The organism is Streptomyces sp. NBC_00377 (assembly GCF_036075115.1).
In the GTDB taxonomy this organism is placed as follows: Bacteria; Actinomycetota; Actinomycetes; order Streptomycetales; family Streptomycetaceae; genus Streptomyces.
Genome location: NZ_CP107958.1, coordinates 7,932,297 through 7,950,742 on the forward strand (window position 1 = coordinate 7,932,297; position 18,446 = coordinate 7,950,742).

The 18,446-nt window shown below is 72.1% G+C and carries 13 protein-coding genes; all 13 read right to left on the bottom strand.

From position 1 onward, the window contains the following. Nucleotides 1-3 precede the first annotated feature (3 nt). Genes OHS71_RS35285 through OHS71_RS35345 form a run of 13 tightly spaced genes read right to left on the bottom strand, consistent with a single transcriptional unit; the run spans nucleotide 4 to nucleotide 18,380 of the window. Nucleotides 4-651, bottom strand: coding sequence for a PIG-L deacetylase family protein (locus OHS71_RS35285; RefSeq protein ID WP_328483369.1), 648 nt, complete (start codon nucleotides 649-651; stop codon nucleotides 4-6). Beyond that, the gene (locus OHS71_RS35290) at nucleotides 648-1,475 is read right to left on the bottom strand and encodes a glucose-1-phosphate cytidylyltransferase (protein WP_328483370.1); all 828 of its coding nucleotides are present in this window, start codon (nucleotides 1,473-1,475) and stop codon (nucleotides 648-650) included. The genes OHS71_RS35285 and OHS71_RS35290 overlap by 4 nt, the downstream gene beginning before the upstream one ends. Beyond that, nucleotides 1,472-2,707: a class I SAM-dependent methyltransferase gene (locus OHS71_RS35295; protein ID WP_328483371.1), complete on the bottom strand. Its 1,236-nt coding sequence runs from the start codon at nucleotides 2,705-2,707 to the stop codon at nucleotides 1,472-1,474. Before OHS71_RS35295 ends, OHS71_RS35290 begins: the two co-directional genes overlap by 4 nt. Continuing rightward, the gene (locus OHS71_RS35300; RefSeq protein WP_328484753.1) at nucleotides 2,704-3,978 is read right to left on the bottom strand and encodes a glycosyltransferase; all 1,275 of its coding nucleotides are present in this window, start codon (nucleotides 3,976-3,978) and stop codon (nucleotides 2,704-2,706) included. The genes OHS71_RS35295 and OHS71_RS35300 overlap by 4 nt, the downstream gene beginning before the upstream one ends. 2 nt (nucleotides 3,979-3,980) lie before the next feature. Beyond that, the gene (locus tag OHS71_RS35305; protein WP_328483372.1) at nucleotides 3,981-5,213 is read right to left on the bottom strand and encodes an O-antigen ligase domain-containing protein; all 1,233 of its coding nucleotides are present in this window, start codon (nucleotides 5,211-5,213) and stop codon (nucleotides 3,981-3,983) included. A 1-nt stretch (nucleotide 5,214) separates the two neighbouring features. After that, nucleotides 5,215-6,738: a right-handed parallel beta-helix repeat-containing protein gene (locus OHS71_RS35310; RefSeq protein WP_328483373.1), complete on the bottom strand. Its 1,524-nt coding sequence runs from the start codon at nucleotides 6,736-6,738 to the stop codon at nucleotides 5,215-5,217. A gap of 13 nt (nucleotides 6,739-6,751) precedes the next feature. After that, nucleotides 6,752-8,719 (bottom strand): heparinase II/III family protein, encoded by a 1,968-nt coding sequence (locus OHS71_RS35315; RefSeq protein WP_328483374.1) that lies wholly within the window; start codon nucleotides 8,717-8,719, stop codon nucleotides 6,752-6,754. Beyond that, on the bottom strand, nucleotides 8,716-10,911 hold the full coding sequence (locus tag OHS71_RS35320; RefSeq protein ID WP_328483375.1) for a bi-domain-containing oxidoreductase: 2,196 nt from the start codon (nucleotides 10,909-10,911) through the stop codon (nucleotides 8,716-8,718). The genes OHS71_RS35315 and OHS71_RS35320 overlap by 4 nt, the downstream gene beginning before the upstream one ends. Before the next feature lie 45 nt (nucleotides 10,912-10,956). Further along, nucleotides 10,957-12,882, bottom strand: coding sequence for an asparagine synthase (glutamine-hydrolyzing) (gene asnB / locus OHS71_RS35325; RefSeq protein ID WP_328483376.1), 1,926 nt, complete (start codon nucleotides 12,880-12,882; stop codon nucleotides 10,957-10,959). Nucleotides 12,883-12,885: 3 nt separating this feature from the next. Further along, nucleotides 12,886-14,439 (bottom strand): Wzz/FepE/Etk N-terminal domain-containing protein, encoded by a 1,554-nt coding sequence (locus tag OHS71_RS35330; protein ID WP_328483377.1) that lies wholly within the window; start codon nucleotides 14,437-14,439, stop codon nucleotides 12,886-12,888. Continuing rightward, on the bottom strand, nucleotides 14,436-15,812 hold the full coding sequence (locus tag OHS71_RS35335) for a Wzz/FepE/Etk N-terminal domain-containing protein (protein ID WP_328483378.1): 1,377 nt from the start codon (nucleotides 15,810-15,812) through the stop codon (nucleotides 14,436-14,438). Before OHS71_RS35335 ends, OHS71_RS35330 begins: the two co-directional genes overlap by 4 nt. Then, on the bottom strand, nucleotides 15,809-17,074 hold the full coding sequence (locus OHS71_RS35340) for a glycosyltransferase family 4 protein (protein WP_328483379.1): 1,266 nt from the start codon (nucleotides 17,072-17,074) through the stop codon (nucleotides 15,809-15,811). The genes OHS71_RS35335 and OHS71_RS35340 overlap by 4 nt, the downstream gene beginning before the upstream one ends. Beyond that, nucleotides 17,064-18,380 (bottom strand): nucleotide sugar dehydrogenase, encoded by a 1,317-nt coding sequence (locus OHS71_RS35345; protein ID WP_328483380.1) that lies wholly within the window; start codon nucleotides 18,378-18,380, stop codon nucleotides 17,064-17,066. The genes OHS71_RS35340 and OHS71_RS35345 overlap by 11 nt, the downstream gene beginning before the upstream one ends. Nucleotides 18,381-18,446 lie beyond the last annotated feature (66 nt).

Consider the following 18,446-nt stretch of genomic DNA (forward strand, 5'->3'; position numbering starts at 1 on the left):
GGGTCATTCCCCCAGATCGAGCGTGAGTTTGGTGACGGCGAAGGCCTCGGCGTAGCGCGCGTGGCTTTCGATGCCGCGGATCCGGGCCAGCCCGAGGAAGGCCTCCCGGTCGTACCAGGGCCGGTGCCGCTGCGAGGGGTAGTGCTCCTGAAGCAGTTGCACCTTCTGCTCGGCGATCTCCGGCGACAGCGGCTGGTACGCCGCCATACGGCCCAGATCGCCGTCCCACTTGACGATCTCGTAGCCGAGCACGAGGTGGTCGCGGAACGCGGTGGACACCAGCTTCGCCAGACCGCGGTGATCCTGGTGCGCGTCGTCGGTGCGGGGGGCGAGGACGAGATCCGGCTCCGTGTCCGCGCGCAGCTCCTCGACCGCGTCCTTGGCCTCGGCCCAGTACGCGGGCAGCCGGCCGTCCGGCAGCTTGTGCACGGTCAGCCGCAGATCGGCGCCGGGGCAGAAGGCGGCGAGCGCGGCCTGCTCCTCCTGCTCCCGCTCGCTGCCCCCGCCGGTGAGGACCAGTGCGTCGACACGGATGCCCGGCCGCGCGAGGCACAGTGTCAGCAGCGTGCCGCCCGCACCGATGGCTATGTCGTCGCAGTGCGCGCCCACCGCGACGATCCGGTCGAGGCGGTCGGCCCCGAGGCGGATCACGCCCTGGCTCCGGAACCGTCCAGGCTGCCGGACGTGCCCGCCCCCGCGCCGTCCCGTTCCCACACGGCCCACGGCCGGTCGCCCCGGGTGTAGGCGTCGTCGAGCGCGGCCCGCTCCTTCACGGTGTCGGTCGGCTTCCAGAAACCGCGGTGCTGGTGGGCCACCAGCCGTCCGCGCTTGGCGAGCTGGCCGCATCCGTCGGCGACCAGGTCGCCGCCCTCCGGTATGTGGTCGAAGATCTCCTGGCGGAGCACGAAGTAGCCGCCGTTCTCCCACAGCGGCAGTTCGCTCACCGCGGTGATGCCCCCCACCAGGCCGTCCTCGCCGAGTTCCACGCAGTGGAACGACGACTGCGGCGGCACCACCATCATCGACGCGCCGGCGTCGCGCCGGGCGAACCGGTCGATCATCTCCGGCAGCGGGGCGTCGGTGAGCACGTCGGCGTAGTTGGCGAGGAACATCTCGTCACCGTCCAGGTGGTGTCTGACCCGGCGCAGCCGCTCCCCGATCGGTGACTCGATGCCGGTCTGCGCGAACGTGATCGTCCAGTCCGAGATGTCGGTCGACAGCAGCTCGGTCCGCCCGCCCCGCAGCACGAAGTCGTTGGACGTCGTCTCCTCGTAATTGAGGAAGAAGTCCTTGATGTGGTGGGCCCCGTATCCGAGGCACAGGATGAACTCCGTGTGCCCGAAGTGCGCGTAGTAGCGCATGACGTGCCAGATCAGCGGCCGCGGGCCGACCATGGCCATCGGCTTGGGCACGTCGTCGGAGGCGCCGTTGCGCATGCGCATCCCGTAACCGCCGCAGAACAGAACGACCTTCATGACGTGACCTCGACGATGCTCAGTTCCGGTATGGGGAAGACCAGCCGGCCACCCCAGTCGTGCACGAAGGACAGCTGCTCGACCAGCTCGTCCCGCAGGTTCCAGGGCAGGACGAGGACGTAGTCCGGCCGGTCGGCGGCGATCTGCTCCGGCGGCAGGATCGGGATCCGGGTGCCCGGGGTGAACCTGCCGTGCTTGTAGGGGTTGCGGTCGACCGTGTACGGGAGCAGGTCGGGCCGGATGCCGCAGTGGTTGAGCAGGGTGTTGCCCTTGCCCGGGGCGCCGTAGCCGACGACCGTCTCACCGCGCTCGGCCGCCTCTATGAGGAACCGCAGCAGGTCCCGGCGCACCTTGGCGACCCGGGCGGAGAACTCCGTGTACCCGGACAGTTCCTGGAGCCCGGCGGCCTTCTCCCGGTCCAGTACCTCGGCCACCCGGCGGGTCGGCTCGCCGGCCACCTCGGCCGGCCGGGCCCACAGCCGGATGGAGCCGCCGTGCGTCGGCAGCAACTCGACGTCCACCAACGTCAGTCCGCCGCTCGCCAGGGCCCGGGCCGCGGACGCGACCGTGTAGTACTGGAAGTGCTCGTGGTAGATCGTGTCGTACTGGTTCTCCTCGATCAGGGTCAGCAGGTGCTGCACCTCGATGGAGACCCAGCCGTCGTCGGCGACCAGGGCGCGCAGCCCCTGCGTGAACCCGACCACGTCGGGGATGTGCGCGTACACGTTGTTGGCCACGACCAGGTCGGCCGGACCGTGCTCGGCGCGCACGCCGGCGCCGGTGGCCGGGTCCAGGAACTCCGTGAGGGTGGGCACGTCCGCGTCCCGCGCCGCGGCGCCGACGTTCACCGACGGCTCGACGCCGAGACAGCGGATCCCGCGGTCCACCACGTGCCTCAGCAGATAGCCGTCGTTGCTCGCGACCTCGACCACGAAGGAGTCGGCGTCCAGCCCCAGCCGCTGTACGGCGTCGCCGACGAACGTGTGCGCGTGCTCCACCCAGGAGGTCGAGTAGGAGGAGAAGTACGCGTACTCCTTGAACGTCTCCTCCGGAGTGATCAGCGGAGGGATCTGCGCCAGCCAGCAGTCGGTGCAGACCCGCAGATGCAGCGGGTACGCGGGCTCCGGCAGGTCCAGTCGGTCCTCGGCGAGAAAGCTCTCGCACGGCGGGGTCGCCCCCAGATCGACGACGCTCTCCAGCGCCGCCGAGCCGCAGAGTCGGCATCGTGTCATCTACTGCCCCCATCCCTCTCGCGCCGGTGCCCCCGCCGCGAGCCAGTGCTCATGTCCCCAACCGGCGGCGGGCTGTCCCCGCCGCCGGACCGACCCGCGATCGCGGTGCGGTACCCCTCCAGCAGGCGCTCCAGCCCGACGGCCGGGCTGAAGCCCTGCTCGTAACGGCGCCGGGCCGCCCGGCCCATCTCCTGGTTACGGTCCGGCCCGGCCGTGATCCGCCGCAGGCACGCCGCGAGCGAGGCGGCCTCGCCCGGCCGGTGCAGCAGCCCGGTCACCCCCTCGTCGACGAGTTCGACGAAGGCGCCGTGACCGGCGGCGACGACCGGGACCCCGGCCGCCATCGCCTCCACGACCACCAGGCCGAACGCCTCGAGCCACGTGGAGGGGGCCACCACGGCCACCGACCGCGCGACGGCCTTCTGACACTGCGCCGCGTCGTACAGGCCGTCGTAGCGCACGTCGTCCCGGCCCGCCGCCCAGGCGGCCACCTCCCGCTCCAGCGGCCCCGTGCCGGCGACCACCAGCGGCACCCCCACACCGCCTTGGGCGGCGATCTCGTCCCACGCGGCCATGAGCAGCCGCACGCCCTTGGCCTCCGCGAGGCGGCCGAGATAGAGCAGATGCTCGCCGGCGCCCGTCCGGCGGTCGGCCGGCTCGGGCACGAAGTTGTGCTTCACCGCCAGCCGTTCCGCCGGCATGCCGGAGCGCACCAGGACGTCGCGCTGCGCGGCGGAGATGCAGAAGAACCGCTCCACACCGGACCACCACCGCCGCCGGTTGACCGACAGGCTGACCGCGAGCGGCACCGTCGCCAGCCGGGAGCCCCGGTAGCAGCCGTGCCGCACGGCGGGCAGCGGCGCCGACCCGACGCACTCGGTGCACGGCCGGCCGTCCCGCTGGAGCGTGCCGGGCGGGCAGACCTGGGTGTAGTTGTGCAGCGTGGCGACGGCGGGGACCCCGGCGTCGGCACAGGCGGCCAGCACCGCCGGCGACAGGAGCGGGAAGACGTTGTGGACGTGCACCACGTCCGGCCGCTCGGCGCGAAGCCGGTCGGCGAGCTCGGCGCGGACCGACGGGTTCCACGGCACCAGCAGCGCCACCGCGGCCTTGCCCGGCAGGGACCGGGCGGCGATGTCGTCGCTGCGCCGCTCGAACAGCTCGACCCGGTGGCCGGCCCCGCGCAGCAGCGCCACCTCCTGGTCGACGACCTTGTTCTCCCCGCTCGGCTGCGCCGAGGCGTAGTGGTTGTGCACCACGAGGACGTGCATGCTCACGTCACCTCCGATCTGCGGGCCCATCGCGGGGCGGGTCGTCGAGTGACTTCGGGCGCCGTCGGGGCAGCGGCCGGGGCCGGCGCGGCCAGCAGCGAGGCGGCCACGGCCAGGTGCAGCAGATACGGGGAGGCGTCGCCCAGCCCGGCCTCGGTGTACGACGCGATAGCGCAGTAGCTGATCAGGAAGATCGCGCAGGCTCTCGACAGCGACGGCGGCCGCAGCAGCGCGACGCCGCCCAGCACGATGATGATCGCCGCCACCAGGGCGATGCCGGTCACGCCCTGCTCGTTGTAGACGGCCAGCCAGCTGTTGTCGATCGGGAGCCCGCCGAACGACTTGTCGCCCAGGCCCGTGCCGAACAGGTACTCCGTGGTCGTCCGGGGCGCCGCCAGCAGGGCGTGCCAGACCTTGGCCCGGCCGGTGAGGCTGGCGAAGTTCTCCTGGCTCTGCCCGCGCAGGAACCACGCCTGGAGCGCGGAGCTGAACCCCACCGCGGCCACCGCGGCGCACAGCACCGCCCAGGAGAAGACCCGGCGGGCGGCGGCGCTGGTCAGAACGAGGGAGGTGATCGCCAACGTGAGCCCGATGACCAGGCCGAGCGTGGCCGTCCGGGTATGGGTCAGCGCCAGCAGGACGAGGGAAGGCACGATGACCGTCGCCGCGCTGGTCCGGTCGGTCCTGCGGCCCAGGAGGAGCAGCACGGTGAGCCCGATGATCACCGCGGCGTACTGTCCGATCTGCGGCGGGGTGAGCGGCCACAACGCGCCGACAAGGCGTCCGCCGTAGAGATCGGGCAGCGCCGCGCCCGGTGAGATGACCAGGCCGGCGGCCACCGACCCGAGCACCGCGAAGTACATCCGGATGTGGTGCCGGACGAACGTCGGGCCGCCGTCCCACCAGCGGCTGAGCAGCCACAGCGTGCCGACGAAGAGAGCCAGCCGGGTGCAGCGGAACAGCGAGCCGAACCCGGCTCCCTGGTCCACGCTGGAGATGAGGCTCGGCACCAGCAGGAGGGTGAGCAGGAACACGTAGGCGCTGGCCCGGATACGCACCCGGGGGTTCACCACGAGCGCCAGTGCGAACGCGGCGACCAGCGAGCCCATGGTGACCATCTGGATGAGGGAGCGGGGCAGCGGGACGATGGTCCTCGCCCCGGCGGAGCCGAGGGTGTTGAGGACGAGCAGCCCCCAGACCGTCCCGACGATCTTCGATGTGTGGTCCGTGCTCATCTCACCCACCGTCCTTCGCGCGCAGGGTGCTGCCCGCGTCCTGCCGGTAGGGAGCGGCCCGCCACTGCTTTAAGCCGACGGTCCGGCTCGCGTCGTGGACGACGAAGGTCCACGGTCCGACGTAGACGTTGTCGTGCCAGCGGTTGTGCTGCGCGCCGGTGATCGCCTCGGCCACCCGCTCGCCCTGGTACGGCGACCAGTCGGGATAGGTGCCGTAGTTGGAGAGCACCGCCATGCGGTCGCACTTCACCGTGCAGCCGACGACGGACTTGTCCAGCACGAAGCGGTTGTCGTGGATGTCCACCCGCTGGGTCTTCCACCGGCAGTCGGAGTAGAGCGGTGCGTCGGCGATCGCGGGCTGCGCGCAGCGGCCGGTGTTCTTCACCAGCAACGTGCAGTCACCGGAGGAGGTGTTGGCCGGGCTGTTGCAGAACCGGTCGGCGTTCTCCCACAGGGTGATCCCGGACCAGTTGTTCTCCAGCACGTTCCGGTAGATGTCGATCTTGTCCGTGCGGGCCCGGATCCGGGGTTCGCCGCCGGACTCGGAGAGGTAGACCGTCGCGAACGGAAAGGTGTCGCCGGCAGCGGCGTAACTGCGGCCCTCCACCCAGTTGTTCCGCCGGATCGTGTTCTTCCGGATGACCGCGTTGTAGCTGGTCTCGTAGATCAGCGCGGCACCGTCGTTGTCCTCGATCAGGTTGTCCTCGATGAGGAAGTCGTTGTTGTTGGTGTCCGCCCACAGCCCGGTTCCACGGTTGTCGTGCACCCAGTTGCCGCGTATGTCAGCACCGTTGACGGCCCAGAACTTGACGCCGCCACTACAGCCGCAGTCCGGCCGCTGGCGCTCCCAGTCGTCCGTGTTGTTGCCCGTGATCTCGTTGCCCTCGACCACCAGGCCCTTGATACCGTCCGCGGCCTTGTACGCGTTCATGCCGTACTGGCCGTTGTCGCGCAGGCAACTGGCACGGACCTGCTGACGGGCGCCGGCCATCAGCCCGGCGCCGGTGTTCTTCTGGATCGTCGCGTGCTCGATCACCCACCCGTCGGCCGAGTCGTGGTTGACCACGCCCTCGTCCCGGGGCGCGACGAACTGCTGCACGGTCAGGTAGCGGATGGTGACGTCGGGGGCGGCGCCACCGAACGCGTACTGGTTGCTCCTGCGGCCGTCGAGCACCGCGCCCGGCGCGCCCACGTAGACGTCCCCCTCCTTGGGGATCACCTGGTCGTAGCGGTCCGACATGAGCGTGTGCTTGCCCGGCCGGAGCCAGAAGGTGGTGTGCGCAGGGCTGTTCTCGGTCTTCGCGGCCAGGTCGCCGGGCACCGCGGGGTCGACCGTCACCGCCCCCGCCGGCGCCTTCGCCGGCCCGGCGGCGGGCTTGGCACACATACGGGCCGCGGACGTGGGGGGCGCGGCGGTCGGCTTCGGCGTCGCGTCCGTCGTGCCGCTGTCACAGCCGGCCGCCGCCAGCAGAGCCAGCGCCAGCGGTGCCGCCGGCCAGACCCGGTGCCGCCACTTGATCCCCACGTGCCCTCCCTTCCTAACCGTGGAACCCGAGCACGGTGGTGAAGTCCTCCGTGCCGTCGGTGAAACCGGTGCCCACCAGGGTGGTGGCGGGCTCCTTGCGCCCGAAGCCGGCGGAGTACCAGCCCAGCGGCGGCTCGCTCTCGCCGCGATGCGCCCGCCACGACAACTGCCCGGGCAGGTCGAGCACCGCGGAACGGTCCTCGCCGTCCACGCTCCAGGTGAGCGCCGCCCGGCTGTCCACCAGGTCCGCTGCGACGGCCGGGCCCAGGTGGAACGCCAGACGCACGGCGCGGCGCGGGCCGCGCACCTCGTCGACCACCCTCAGTTCCTGGCTCGCGGCCGTCAGCTCCACCCGGCGGCGGTGCACGGAGGGCCGGTAGCCGTCGTGTTCGGCGCACCAGCGGGCCGTCCCCCCGTCGGAGGCGTCCGCGACCAGCACGCGGCTGCGGGCATGCCGGGTCCACAGGAACGGGCCGCCGGAGACGGACTGGTCCTCGCCGTCCAGCTCGACGGTGTTGTGGCCGAGCGTCGACCGGAAGTAGCGCCGCCACTCGGGCTGCCCGTGGTAGCAGAACGTCCCCGGGTCGGCGAGCACGTCGACCCCGTCGTGCCGGACCTCCACGGACAGCGCGTCCGCGTGGGCGTGCGCGGCGATGGACAGGAACCCGTGCGGACCGCCGTCGCAGCGGCACCAGATCTTCTCCGGCCCCCGCAGGACGGTCATGCCGGCGTCGGCGAAATGGGCCGGCCGGCTCGCCGGGCGGGACACGGCCGGTGCGGTGCCCCCCTTCGCGTACGGCCGGATGAGCGCGGCCAGCAGCGGGGTGCGCACATCGGTGCCGGTCACCGTCGGCCACCAGGCGAGCCGGCCGAACACGGCGTCCCCGGTGGCCAGCAGCGAACCCCAGCGGTCGGTGCCGGAGCCGTCCACGACCAGCCCGTGCCCGTCGTCCGCGTCCCCCTGCCGCGGCGGCCGCAGCCGGTTGTCCACGACGGCCGCGAGCGCGTCGGTCATCCGCAGCAGCACCAGCCGCACCGACGCGGGGACCGGCACGTCCGCGGCATCCGCCTCGGCCACCGCGGCCAGGCCGAGCTCCAGCACCAGCCCGTGGTACTCGCTGGCCAGTTCGCGGTTGAGGCCGGAGCCGAAGGTGTTGCCGCGCAGCTGCCGCTCCAGCGACCGCAGCGCGTCGGCCCGCCAGCGCGCCGAGGAGGGGAACCACCCGAACGCGCAGCCCGCGGCGAACTGCCCGGCGGTCTCGGCGATGACGTGGTTGTTCGCCGAGGACCCCCGGCTGGGGAAGGCGGCCAGCCAGCGCTGGTGGTGCCAGATCTGGTTCAGCGCCACCGGGTTGCCCTCGAACAGATGGGCCGCGCCCGGCCAGCCGTCGAGCAGACGGCGGACCCACACCCAGGACAGCAGCCGGATCCCCAGCTCGATGCCGCTGGTCCAGTGCACCCCGCGCAGCGGCGCGTTGGCCGCCCACCACGACCGCAGATGTCCGGCCGCCCGCTCGGCGTACCGCTCGTCCCCGGTGACCGCGTAGGCGGCGGCGAGCACGGTGAGGTGCTGGTGCCGGGACAGCTCCCAGATCTGCTTGATGTCCCCGACCGCTTCCTCGTCGCGGTAGGGCACGTCGAAGGCGTAGCCCGACGGCGCCCGGCGCCCGGTCCTCGGGTCGTGGAACCAGTCCGGGTCGGCCAGGTCGTCGCGGTCCACCCCGAAGTACTCGGCGTGCCCGGCCATCAGCCGGTCCGCCTCGGCGACGAGTCGCTTCGCGGCGTCCGGTGGCACCGCGGCGATCGTCCCCGCGGGCAGGACCGCGGTGAACCGGGCGCCGGTCACGCCCGGGCAGTCGGGCGGCGCCGACCGCCACCGCCGCCGGCGCACCGTGTCGCCCACCCGGCCGCCGACCTCGCGCGGTCCCATCCGGGACAGCCGCCGCAGGTACCAGCCCGGGCTCCCCGACCTCACCGTCATCGTGACCCCGCCAGGGTCACCGGCGCGCCGCCCGCCAGGCCGGCCCGCACGGCGAGGGTGGCCGCCGTGGTGGCGACCAGCGACTCCAGCGGCACCGGCATGGGCCCGCCGGTCCGCACGGCCTTGACGAACGCGGCCAGTTCGGCGGACTGGCCCTTGTCCCGGGCTTTGGGCAGCCGCGAACTGACCCACCGCTTGCGGTCGTAGACCGAGGCGCGGACGAAGTCGTCGAGCCGCAGCACCTTGCCGTCCGCCACCAGGTCCAGGGTCTCCTTGGGGAAGCCGGGCGCGCCGGTGGTGACGTAGCTGATGGCAGCGGTCGACCCGTCCGGGTAGCGGAGCACGACCTGGAGGTCCTCGTTGCCGGGCGCGGCGACCGCGTACACCGAGACCGGATCGGCGTCGAGCAGCCAGCTCGCCGTGTCGATGAAGTGCCCGCCCTCGCCGGCGAACCGCGAGCCTTCGGCGCCCTGCTGGAGGTACCAGCTGCCGTGGTCGAGACGGCCCGCGTTCACCAGGTAGCGCAGGCTCGCCGGACCGGTCCTGGCGCCGAACCGCTTCCTGGCCTCCTGAAGCAGCGGCGCGAACCGGCGGTTGAAGCCCACCTGGATCCGGTCGTTGCCGGACTCCTCCACGGCCGCGAGCACACCGCTCAGCTCGTCCTCGGTGAGCGCGAGCGGCTTCTCCACGAACACCGCCTTGCCGGCGAGGAGTGCCTTGCGGGTCAGTTCGGCGTGCGAGCTGTGGCGGGTGACGACGAACACCGCGTCGACGGACCGGTCGCCGAGCACGGCGTCGAGATCGGTGGTCGCCTCGGCGAAGCCGAACTTCCGCTTCGCGTTGGCCGCGGACAGCGCCGTCGTGGTGACCACCGTGGACAACTCGACGCCGTCGCGCTGCGCCAGGTGCGGCAGCAGCATCGACGTCGCGTAGTTCCCGGCGCCGACGAACGCCAGCCGCACCGGCGCCCCGGCGGCGCGGCCCGGGGCGGGCGCCGCCGTGCCGCGACGCACCGCGGGCACGGTCACGGCCGGGGCCTGCGCCTGCGCCGCCTCCGCCTCCTCCTTCTGCTCGGGGTACCGGAACAGCACGGCCACGGCCTTGAGTTCGCCGTCCTTCAGGCTCCGGTACGTCTCGACGGCGTCATCGAAGTCGGCGACATGGGAGATCAGGGGCTCCACGTCGACGCGGCCGCGGGCGGCGAGATCGAGGAAGCACGCCAGGTTGCGGCGCTCGGTCCAGCGCACATAGCCGATCGGGTAGTCCCGGCCCTCGAGCTCGTACTCCGGGTCGTAGCGCCCCGGGCCGTAACTGCGGGAGAACCGGACGTCGAGCTCCTTCTCGTAGTAGGCGTTCCACGGCAGGTCCAGGCGGCACTTGCCGATGTCGACGACCCGGCCGCGGTCCCGGCTCAGCCGGGCGGCCAGCTCGACGGGCTGGTTGCTGCCGCCGCCGGCGGCCAGGTACACCTGGTCCACGCCGTGCCCGCCGGTGAGTTCGGCGACGGCGTTCTCCACGGCCGCGGAGGCGGGATCGCCGCAGGCCGTCGCTCCCAGGCGTTCGGCGAGTTCGCAGCGCGCCGGGTCGGGGTCGGCCCCGACGACGCGGACCCCGGAGGCGGCCAGCAACTGCACCACCAGCTGCCCGATCAGCCCGAGGCCGACGACCAGTGCCACTTCGCCGAGCCGCGACTCGCCCTGGCGGACGCCCTGCATCGCGATCGACCCGACGGTGCCGAAGGCCGCGTGCCGCGGCGCGAGGCCGTCCGGCACCGGGGCGTAGAGGTTCTTCGGCACCCAGTTCAGCTCGGCGTGCAACGCGTGCTCGTTGCCGGCGCAGGCCACGAGGTCGCCGACCTTCACATCGTCGATCCCGGCGCCGACCTGCTCGACCACCCCGCACAGCGAGTAGCCCAGCGGTGTGTAGGAGTCCAGCTTGCCCATCACCTTGCGGTAGGTGGCGGGCACCCCGTTGGTGGCCACGCTCTGCACGACCTTGGCCACCTGGTCCGGGCGTGAGCGGGCCTTGCCCAGCATCGACATGCCGGCCTCGGACACCTTCATGAGCTCGGTCCCGGTGGAGATCAGCGAGTACGCGCTGCGGACCAGCACACCGTTCGGCTTGCACCCCGGCACCGGCACGTCGAGCAGCGCCAGCTCGCCGCTCTTGTAGTTCTGTACGACCTGTTTCACCCGAAGTCCTCTTGTCTCTACGCCGTCAAAGGGAGTTCTGAGCCGTCAAAGGGAGTTCCGACCGGCCCCGGAGGCCGCTGCGCGATACCAGTACTCGAGGGTCAGCACGTGCCACAGATGCTTGGAGTAGTCCCGGTGCCCGGCGGCGTCCTCGGCGACCATGCGCGCCAGGGCGTCGCGGCGCAGGAGGCCCGAGCGGACGAGTTCGCCGTCGTTCACGACCTCGCGCACCAGCGGTGCCAGATCCCGGCTCATCCAGGCCCGCAACGGGGCGCTGAACAGGCCCTTGGGCCGGTACACGATCTCCCGTGGCAGGACCGAGGAGGCAGCCTCCTTGAGGACGGCCTTGCCCTGCCTTCCGACGATCTTGCGGTCACCGGGCACGGCGAACGCCGCCCTGACCACCTCGACGTCCACGTACGGCACCCGCACCTCCATCGACGCGGCCATGCTCGACCGGTCGGTGTAGGCGAGGTTCAGGCCCGGCAGGAACATCCGGGCGTCACCCAGGCACATGCGGTTGACGAAGTCGTCGAGGTCGTTGTCCCGGTAGACGTCCGCGTGCTCGGTCAGCACGTCGTCGACCGTTCCGGCCAGGTCGGGATCGATCAGGGCCAGCAACTCGTCCTGGTCGTACATCGTGTAGCTGCGCCGGAACGCCGTCTCCTCCGGCAGATCGGCGAAGGAGAGGAACCGCTTCGCGAAACGCACCGAGCGGTATCCCCGTCGGGCCGTGGCGACCGGCAGCCGGTCCACGGCCCTCGACAGTCCGCGCCGCAGGGGCCGCGGGACGCGCTGGTAGCGCAGCGCGATCAGGTTGGCCAGATGCTTGCGGTACCCGGCGAACAACTCGTCGGCGCCCATCCCCGAGAGCATCACCTTGACGCCGGCCTCCCGGGCGGCCGAGCAGATCAGGAACGTGTTGATCGCGGCGGGGTCGCCGATGGGCTCGTCCAGGTGGTACGTCATCTGCGGCAGCAGGTCGAGCACGTTCGGCGCGATCTCGATCTCGTGCAGGTCGACGCCGAACCGCTCGGCCACCTGCCGGGCGTAGCGCAGGTCGTCCGGCATCGCCTCGAACCTGGCGTCCTCGGCGCGGAACCCGATCGTGTAGGCGGAGATCCCCGGCCGGTCACGGGCCGCCAGCGCCGTCAGATAGCTGGAGTCGAGCCCGCCGGAGAGGAACGTCGCCACGGGCACGTCGGAGATCAGGTGACGCCGCGTCGACTCCTCGACGACGGCGGCGAGGTCCGGCAGCTCTCCGCTCAGGGCCCGCTCCCGGCCCTCCGCGGCGACGTCCCTCAGGTTCCAGTACCGGCCGCGCTCCACCCGCCCGTCGGGCCGGCACCTGAGCCAGCTCCCCGGCGGCAGCTTCTCCGCCTCGCGGAACGCGCACCGCGAGTCCGGCACCCAGTAGTACAGCAGCGAGGCCACCAGCGCCGCATGGTCCACCTCGAGCGACCCGCCGGTCACGGCGGCGAGCGCCTTGAGCTCGGAGGCGAACACCAGGCCCTCGCCCCGCCGGAGCAGGAACAGCGGCTTGATGCCGAGCTGGTCGCGGGCGAGCACCAGGTCGCCGGTGCGCTCGTCGAAGATCCCGAACGCGAACATGCCGCGCAGCCGGGGCAGGCAGTCCGTGCCCCAGCGCCGCCAGGCCTCCAGCAGCACCTCGGTGTCAGAGGTACCGCGGAAGCGCACCCCGGCGGCCGCCAGCTCGGCGCGCAGTTCGGGCGCGTTGTACAGCTCGCCGTTGTACGTCAGGACGAGGCCGTCGGAGACCATCGGCTGGGCGCCGGTCTCGGACAGGTCGATGATGGCCAGCCGGCGGTGCCCGAGGTGTACTTCGGCGTCACCGACGGGGTGGCTGTACCGGCCCGCCCCGTCCGGGCCACGGTGGGCGAGGGTATCGGTGAGCCGGTCGGTCACGGCCTTCCCGTCCGGCCATCGGTAAGCTCCTGCGATGCCACACATGTGTTACTGAGCCTCCTGGTCGCTGTCCGGGACCCGTGCCGCCCACATCGGCAGCCGCTCCGCCCGCCGTGGGCCTTCCCCCACTGCCGGAACGGCGTGGGAGGTACCCCCACCGTTGTGCCGGGCCGGCCGCTCGTTCTGGCCGCGCAGCGCGGTGTGCCGCGCGTCCCACAACGTGCCGTCGGTCCGGTCACGCGGGTCGGGGTCGATCAGCACCACGCCGATCACCGTGATGTGCTGGTCCGCGAGCTGCCGCGCCACGGTGTGCAGCCAGGCGGCGCTGCCGTGCCCGGCACGCACGGTGAGCACCGCCCTGGTGCCGAGGTACTGGAGGTCGGTCCACGCCGTGCCGGGCGCGACCGAGCCGACGCCGATCCGGCGCTCCTGGGGCGACACGGCCTCGGCACGGTCGCCGGTGACGACGGCCGGGTCCCCCGGGTTCGGGCGGCGGCCGGCGAGCTGTCGGCCCGGCAGACCGTCGACGACGACCACCGGCCCCTCCGCCGCCAGCGCCCTGGCGAGGTCCAGGGCGATCACGCTCGTGTTGCGCGCGCAGCCCAGTTCCAGCAGCGACACGGGTTCCGCGGTGCCGCGCACTGTGCGGGCGAGGGACGTGGTGAGCCGTTCGCGTGCCGCCCGGACCCGGCGGCGCTGCCAACGCCGGCCGGACCGGTGGGGCAGCTCCGCGATGACCGAGGCGCCGAGGTTCGCGGCGATCTCCCGGCGCAGCACGGGACGGTCCGCCACCACCGCGCCCACCGCGGCCACCGCGAGCCCGAGGAACAGCCCGAGGAACAGCCCGATCACGGCGTCGGTGGCAGCGGCCTTGGGCAGGGAGCGCCGCACCACGTACGGGGCGTCCACGATCTGCGTGCCGGCGACGAGCCGGGGTGTCCCGATGCTCGCCTCTCCGGCGCGCTGGCTGAAGTCGGTGATCTGCGAGGTGAGTTCGGCCCGGCGGGCATAGAGGGATTCCAGATCGGCCGACGACTCCGGCCCGCTCGCCTCGGTCCCGTCCCCGATCGCCTTGTTGACCTGGGCCAGTTGGTCCTTCAGCTGGTCACGCTGGTCGAGCAGGGCCTTCGCCTCGGCCTTCGAGGCCTCCTGGATCCGCTTCACATGGTCCGCGACGAACGCATCGGCCAACGCCTTGGCGCGGGCCACCGCTTCCGTGCCGGTGTCACCGGTCACGGTGATCTGGAGCATGTTGTTGGTCAAACCGGTACCGCTGTAGTTCTGCATGAAGTCCTCGGCCTTTTCCTCGGACTTGAGGGACTTCAGAGCCGTGTCGGCGATCCGTGTGGTATGCAGCAGCGCGACGTCGGTGCGGATCAGCGTTCCGGGGTCGTTCGGCTGGTCCTCCTCGTGCGCGACGAGAATCTTGGTCACGGCGGTCGGCGGCTGCGGCAGCAGGAACGCCACCGCCGCGCCGCCGATCAGCCCCAACAGCGCGAGGGAGCACCAGAAGCGGCGCCGCCTGCGCACGGCCGCCACCAGAGCCTGCAGGTCCAGCAGCGGAGCGGCGGCCGACGACTCCGTGGTCGTACTCGTCGTCACCCTTTGACTCCTGTCGCGTCGTCCAGTTCGCCGTCGAAGCTCTCGAGCGCCGGTACGACGGCGTGCCGAGAGCCGTCGGCCGACCGCGACGCACGGACCGGACCGGCCAGGACGATGCCGACGACCGCGTGCTTGGCGTCCGCACACGCCTCGGCGACGCCGGCGAGCTCCGCCGCGGTCCAGCTGCCGGCGCTGAGCACGATGAGGGCGCCGGACTCCTGGCCGCGGTCGGGCACCATCGGCCGGGACACCGAGACCGCCACCGCTCGCAGCGCCGGATCGCCCCCGGCCTCGACGACGAGCTGCCCGGCGGCCCGGCGGGCGATCTCGTCACCCTCGGGGAAGACGACCAGTTGCCGCTGCGGTGCCGGCCGCTGCTCCCGCAGGCGGGAGCACACCCGCCGGTAGCGGATCTGCCTGCTGGCCTCGTCGCCGGACGTCTGCGGCGCCGGGATGTCCCACCGGACGTCGAGGCCCAGCAGCCGGCGGATCCACGCCTTCGGGCCACGGCCCGCCGGCCGGTGCATGGGACGTTCGACGGGCACGTCGACGGTACCGAGCAGCGCCGATCCCAGCGCCGCGGTGATCTCCGGTTCGCCGCGCAGCCGACGGCTCATCCGCGCTGCGGTGAGATGAGCGATGACCGCGAACAGGAAGAACAGCAGCGCTCCGCCGCCGATGAGCTGCGTCCTCGTCGGCGGTGCCTCGCCGGTCGGCCGGGCCGCCGACCCCATGACGACCATGCTCTTCGCCTCGTCGTCGGCCGGGTCGGCCTGTTCCATGGTGTTGATAGCCTCCCGCAGCGCGGTGCGCAGCTTCTCCAGTTCGGTGCGGGTCTGCACGCTCTCCACGGTCTGTCCCGGGTCGGTCGCGTCGGCCAGCTTGCTGATGCGGCGGCTGGTGTCCCTGACCGACTTCTGAAGCGCGGCGAGCTCCTGCGCCGCTCCCGGGTCGGCACTGTCGGCCGCGATCCGCGTGGCGTAGGAGACGAACTCCTTGGCCACCTGGTCGGAGAGCTGCTGCGCACGAGCCGGGGTGTCGGCCGTGCCGGAGATCTTGATGATGTTTCCGTCGGTGGTCTTGGCGCTGACCTGTTCCCGCAGGTCGCTGCCGCTCACCCCGGTCCAGCCGAGCCTGGCGGCCGCGCGGTCGACCACCACCGAGCTGGTCGCCACCTCCGTCTGCGTCAGCAGCTCGCGCTCCTCCCACGTCCCCGGCAGCAGTACCGATGCCGAGGTCGTGTAGCGCGGCGGGAACAGCAGGGAGGCGCCGTATCCGACGAGCGCACCCACCAGGGCCAAGATGGTGAGCAGCCGCCAGCGCCGACGGATGATCCGCCCCAGGGTGACCAGGCGTATCGTGTCATCGTTCAACGGCGCGGCCTCCGCCCTGCGCGGGACGGGGCGCCCGCGGACACCGGAGCCTGGTCACGGCAGGCCGCGGCGTAGGCGGCGAGCAGCGAAGCCTGTGAGTTCCGCCAGGCGAGCGGTCCGCTGATCCGCTCCTCGCCGATCTTGCCCATCCGGGCCCGCATCTCGGGATCGTCCAGCAGCACCGCGATGAGCCCGGCGAACGCGCTCTCGTCGTCGGCGGGCGCGTAGAGGGCGGCGTCACCGGCGGAGACGCGTGCCTCGCGGAGGTCGAACGAGACGATCGGCCGGCCCATCACCATGTACTCGAGGACCTTGTTCATGGTGGACACGTCGTTGAGCGGATTGCGCGGGTCGGGGGAGAGGCACACGTCCGCGGTGGACAGGTAGCGCACCAGGTCGGCGTCCGGGATGCGCCCGGTGAACTCCACCTGCTCCGAGAGGCCGAGCCGATGCGACAGCTCCACCATCGCGTCGAAGGTGTCGCCGCCGCCGACGAACACCGCGTGCCAGTCGGTCCGCCCGCACTCGTCGCGCAGTTTCGCGAGGGCCCGCAAGGCGTAGTCGACGCCGTCCTGCGGGCCCATGACGCCGAGGTAGCACAGCAGATGGGGCTTGCCGCGCTTCAGCTCCGGCTCGGGCGGCACGGGGTGGAAGCGTTCCACGTCGGGAGCGCTGCGCACCACGAAGACGTCCTCCGGACGCCGGCCGCCACGGCGCACCGCGACGTCCCGGTAGCTCTCGTTCGTGGCGAGCACGATGTCCGCGGCCCGGTAGGTCCGCCGTTCCAGCGCGCACACGGCGCGATAGAGCAGGTCCTCACCACGGTCGAACCGCGAGAGGTACAGCTCGGGAACCAGGTCGTGCTGGTCGAAGACGAACCGCGCTCCGCGCCGTTTCATCCACAGGGCCGGCAGGAACAGCAGGTCGGGCGGGTTGCAGGCGTGCACCACGTCGACCGGGCCGACCTTGCGGGCCAGCCGGACCGTGTGCCACAACGCCGATCCGTACTCCCGCAGATAGCCGGACGGCCCTCCGGTGGCCGCGCGCAACGGGTAGCGGTGGATCCGCACCCCGTCGATCTCCGCCTCCGGTTCCGTGTCCCGCTTGCTCCCCTGGGGACAGATGACGTCCACCGTCCAGCCCGCGTCGCGCAGCGTCGTGCACTCCTGCCACACCCGCCGGTCGAAGGGCACGGACAGGTTCTCCACCAGGATCAGCGCGCGCCGCTCCGGCCGGTCGCCGCTTCTCGCGTCACCAGGCAAGGCCCACGTACCCCGGTTCGGTCCGGCGCGCGTCGGCGTCGGGAAGGTGGACGAGGTCGACGATCACGGGGCTGTCGCCATGCGGGAGCTTCGACAGCACGGCCGGATCCCTGGTCCCGACCAGGCACACCTCGGCGTGCTCGAGCACCTCCTCGACGGAATCGGCGAGCAGTTGCGCGAGGTGCGGCAGCCGGGTCTCGATGTACTCGCGGTTCGCGCCGAGCAGCCGGGACAGGCTCACGTTGGCGTCGTAGATCTTCAGGTCGTAGCCCTTGCCGAACAGCCGTTCCGCCAGTTCGACGAGCGGGCTCTCGCGCAGGTCGTCGGTGCCGGGTTTGAAGGAGAGTCCGAACAGGCCCGCCCGGCGCTTGCCGGTGCGCTCGACCAGCTCCACCGCGCGCTGAAGATGGTCGGCGTTGGACGGCAGTACGTGGGACAGGATGGGCACCGAGACGTCGGCCCGCTGCGCGGCGTGGACCAGGCTGCGCAGATCCTTCGGCAGGCAGGAGCCGCCGAAGGCGAAGCCGGGCCGCAGGTAGGCGGGGCTGATGTTCAGCTTGCGGTCGGCCAGGAACACGTCCATCACCTGGTGGGAGTCCACCCCGAGTGCCTGGTACACCGCCCCCAGTTCGTTCGCGAAGCCGATCTTGAGGCCGTGGAAGGCGTTGTCCGCGTATTTGATCGCCTCGGCCGTCGGGATCGGCACCCGGAACACCTCGCCGGGCAGGCCGTCGTACAGCGCCCGCACCGCGTCGCCGCTCGCCGGGTCCAGCTCGCCGATGACGGTCTTGGGCGGGTCGAAGAAGTCCCGCACGCTCGTGCCCTCGCGCAGGAACTCCGGGTTGACCGCGACCCCGACGTCCACCCCGGCCGTGCCGCCGACGTACTTCTCCAGGATCGGTACCAGCAGGTTCAGGCAGGTGCCCGGGAGCATGGTGCTGCGGAACACGACGGTGTGCCGCCCGCCCCGCTCGGCGAGCGCCGCGCCGATCTGCTCGGTGACCCGCTCCAGATACGTGGTGCACAGGCTGCCGTTGGGCTCGGACGGCGTGCCCACGCAGACGAGCGACACCTCGCTGCCCTCGATCGCCTCGCGGACGTCGTCGGTGGCGCGCAACGCTCCCGTCCGCACGACCTCGGCGATGAGCTCGCCGATCCGCTCCTCGACCACCGGGGCCTTGCCGTCGTTGACCAGGTCGACCTTCACCTGGCTGACGTCGACCCCGATGACCTCGTGACCCATGCTGGCCAGGCACGCGGCCGACACGCAGCCCACGTAGCCGAGCCCGAAAACGCTGACTCTCATGACTCGTTCCTCCCCCCGGGCAGGCCCTTGTGGCCTGCGGTCCGCACACCGGCGGGACCGTCGGGT

Coding starts and splice junctions, on each gene's coding strand:
- OHS71_RS35290 (WP_328483370.1), bottom strand. CDS start 1,475: ATGAAGGTCGTTCTGTTCTGCGGCGGTTACGGGATGCGCATGCGCAAC.
- OHS71_RS35295 (WP_328483371.1), bottom strand. CDS start 2,707: ATGACACGATGCCGACTCTGCGGCTCGGCGGCGCTGGAGAGCGTCGTC.
- OHS71_RS35305 (WP_328483372.1), bottom strand. CDS start 5,213: ATGAGCACGGACCACACATCGAAGATCGTCGGGACGGTCTGGGGGCTG.
- OHS71_RS35300 (WP_328484753.1), bottom strand. CDS start 3,978: ATGCACGTCCTCGTGGTGCACAACCACTACGCCTCGGCGCAGCCGAGC.
- OHS71_RS35315 (WP_328483374.1), bottom strand. CDS start 8,719: ATGACGGTGAGGTCGGGGAGCCCGGGCTGGTACCTGCGGCGGCTGTCC.
- asnB (WP_328483376.1), bottom strand. CDS start 12,882: ATGTGTGGCATCGCAGGAGCTTACCGATGGCCGGACGGGAAGGCCGTG.
- OHS71_RS35345 (WP_328483380.1), bottom strand. CDS start 18,380: ATGAGAGTCAGCGTTTTCGGGCTCGGCTACGTGGGCTGCGTGTCGGCC.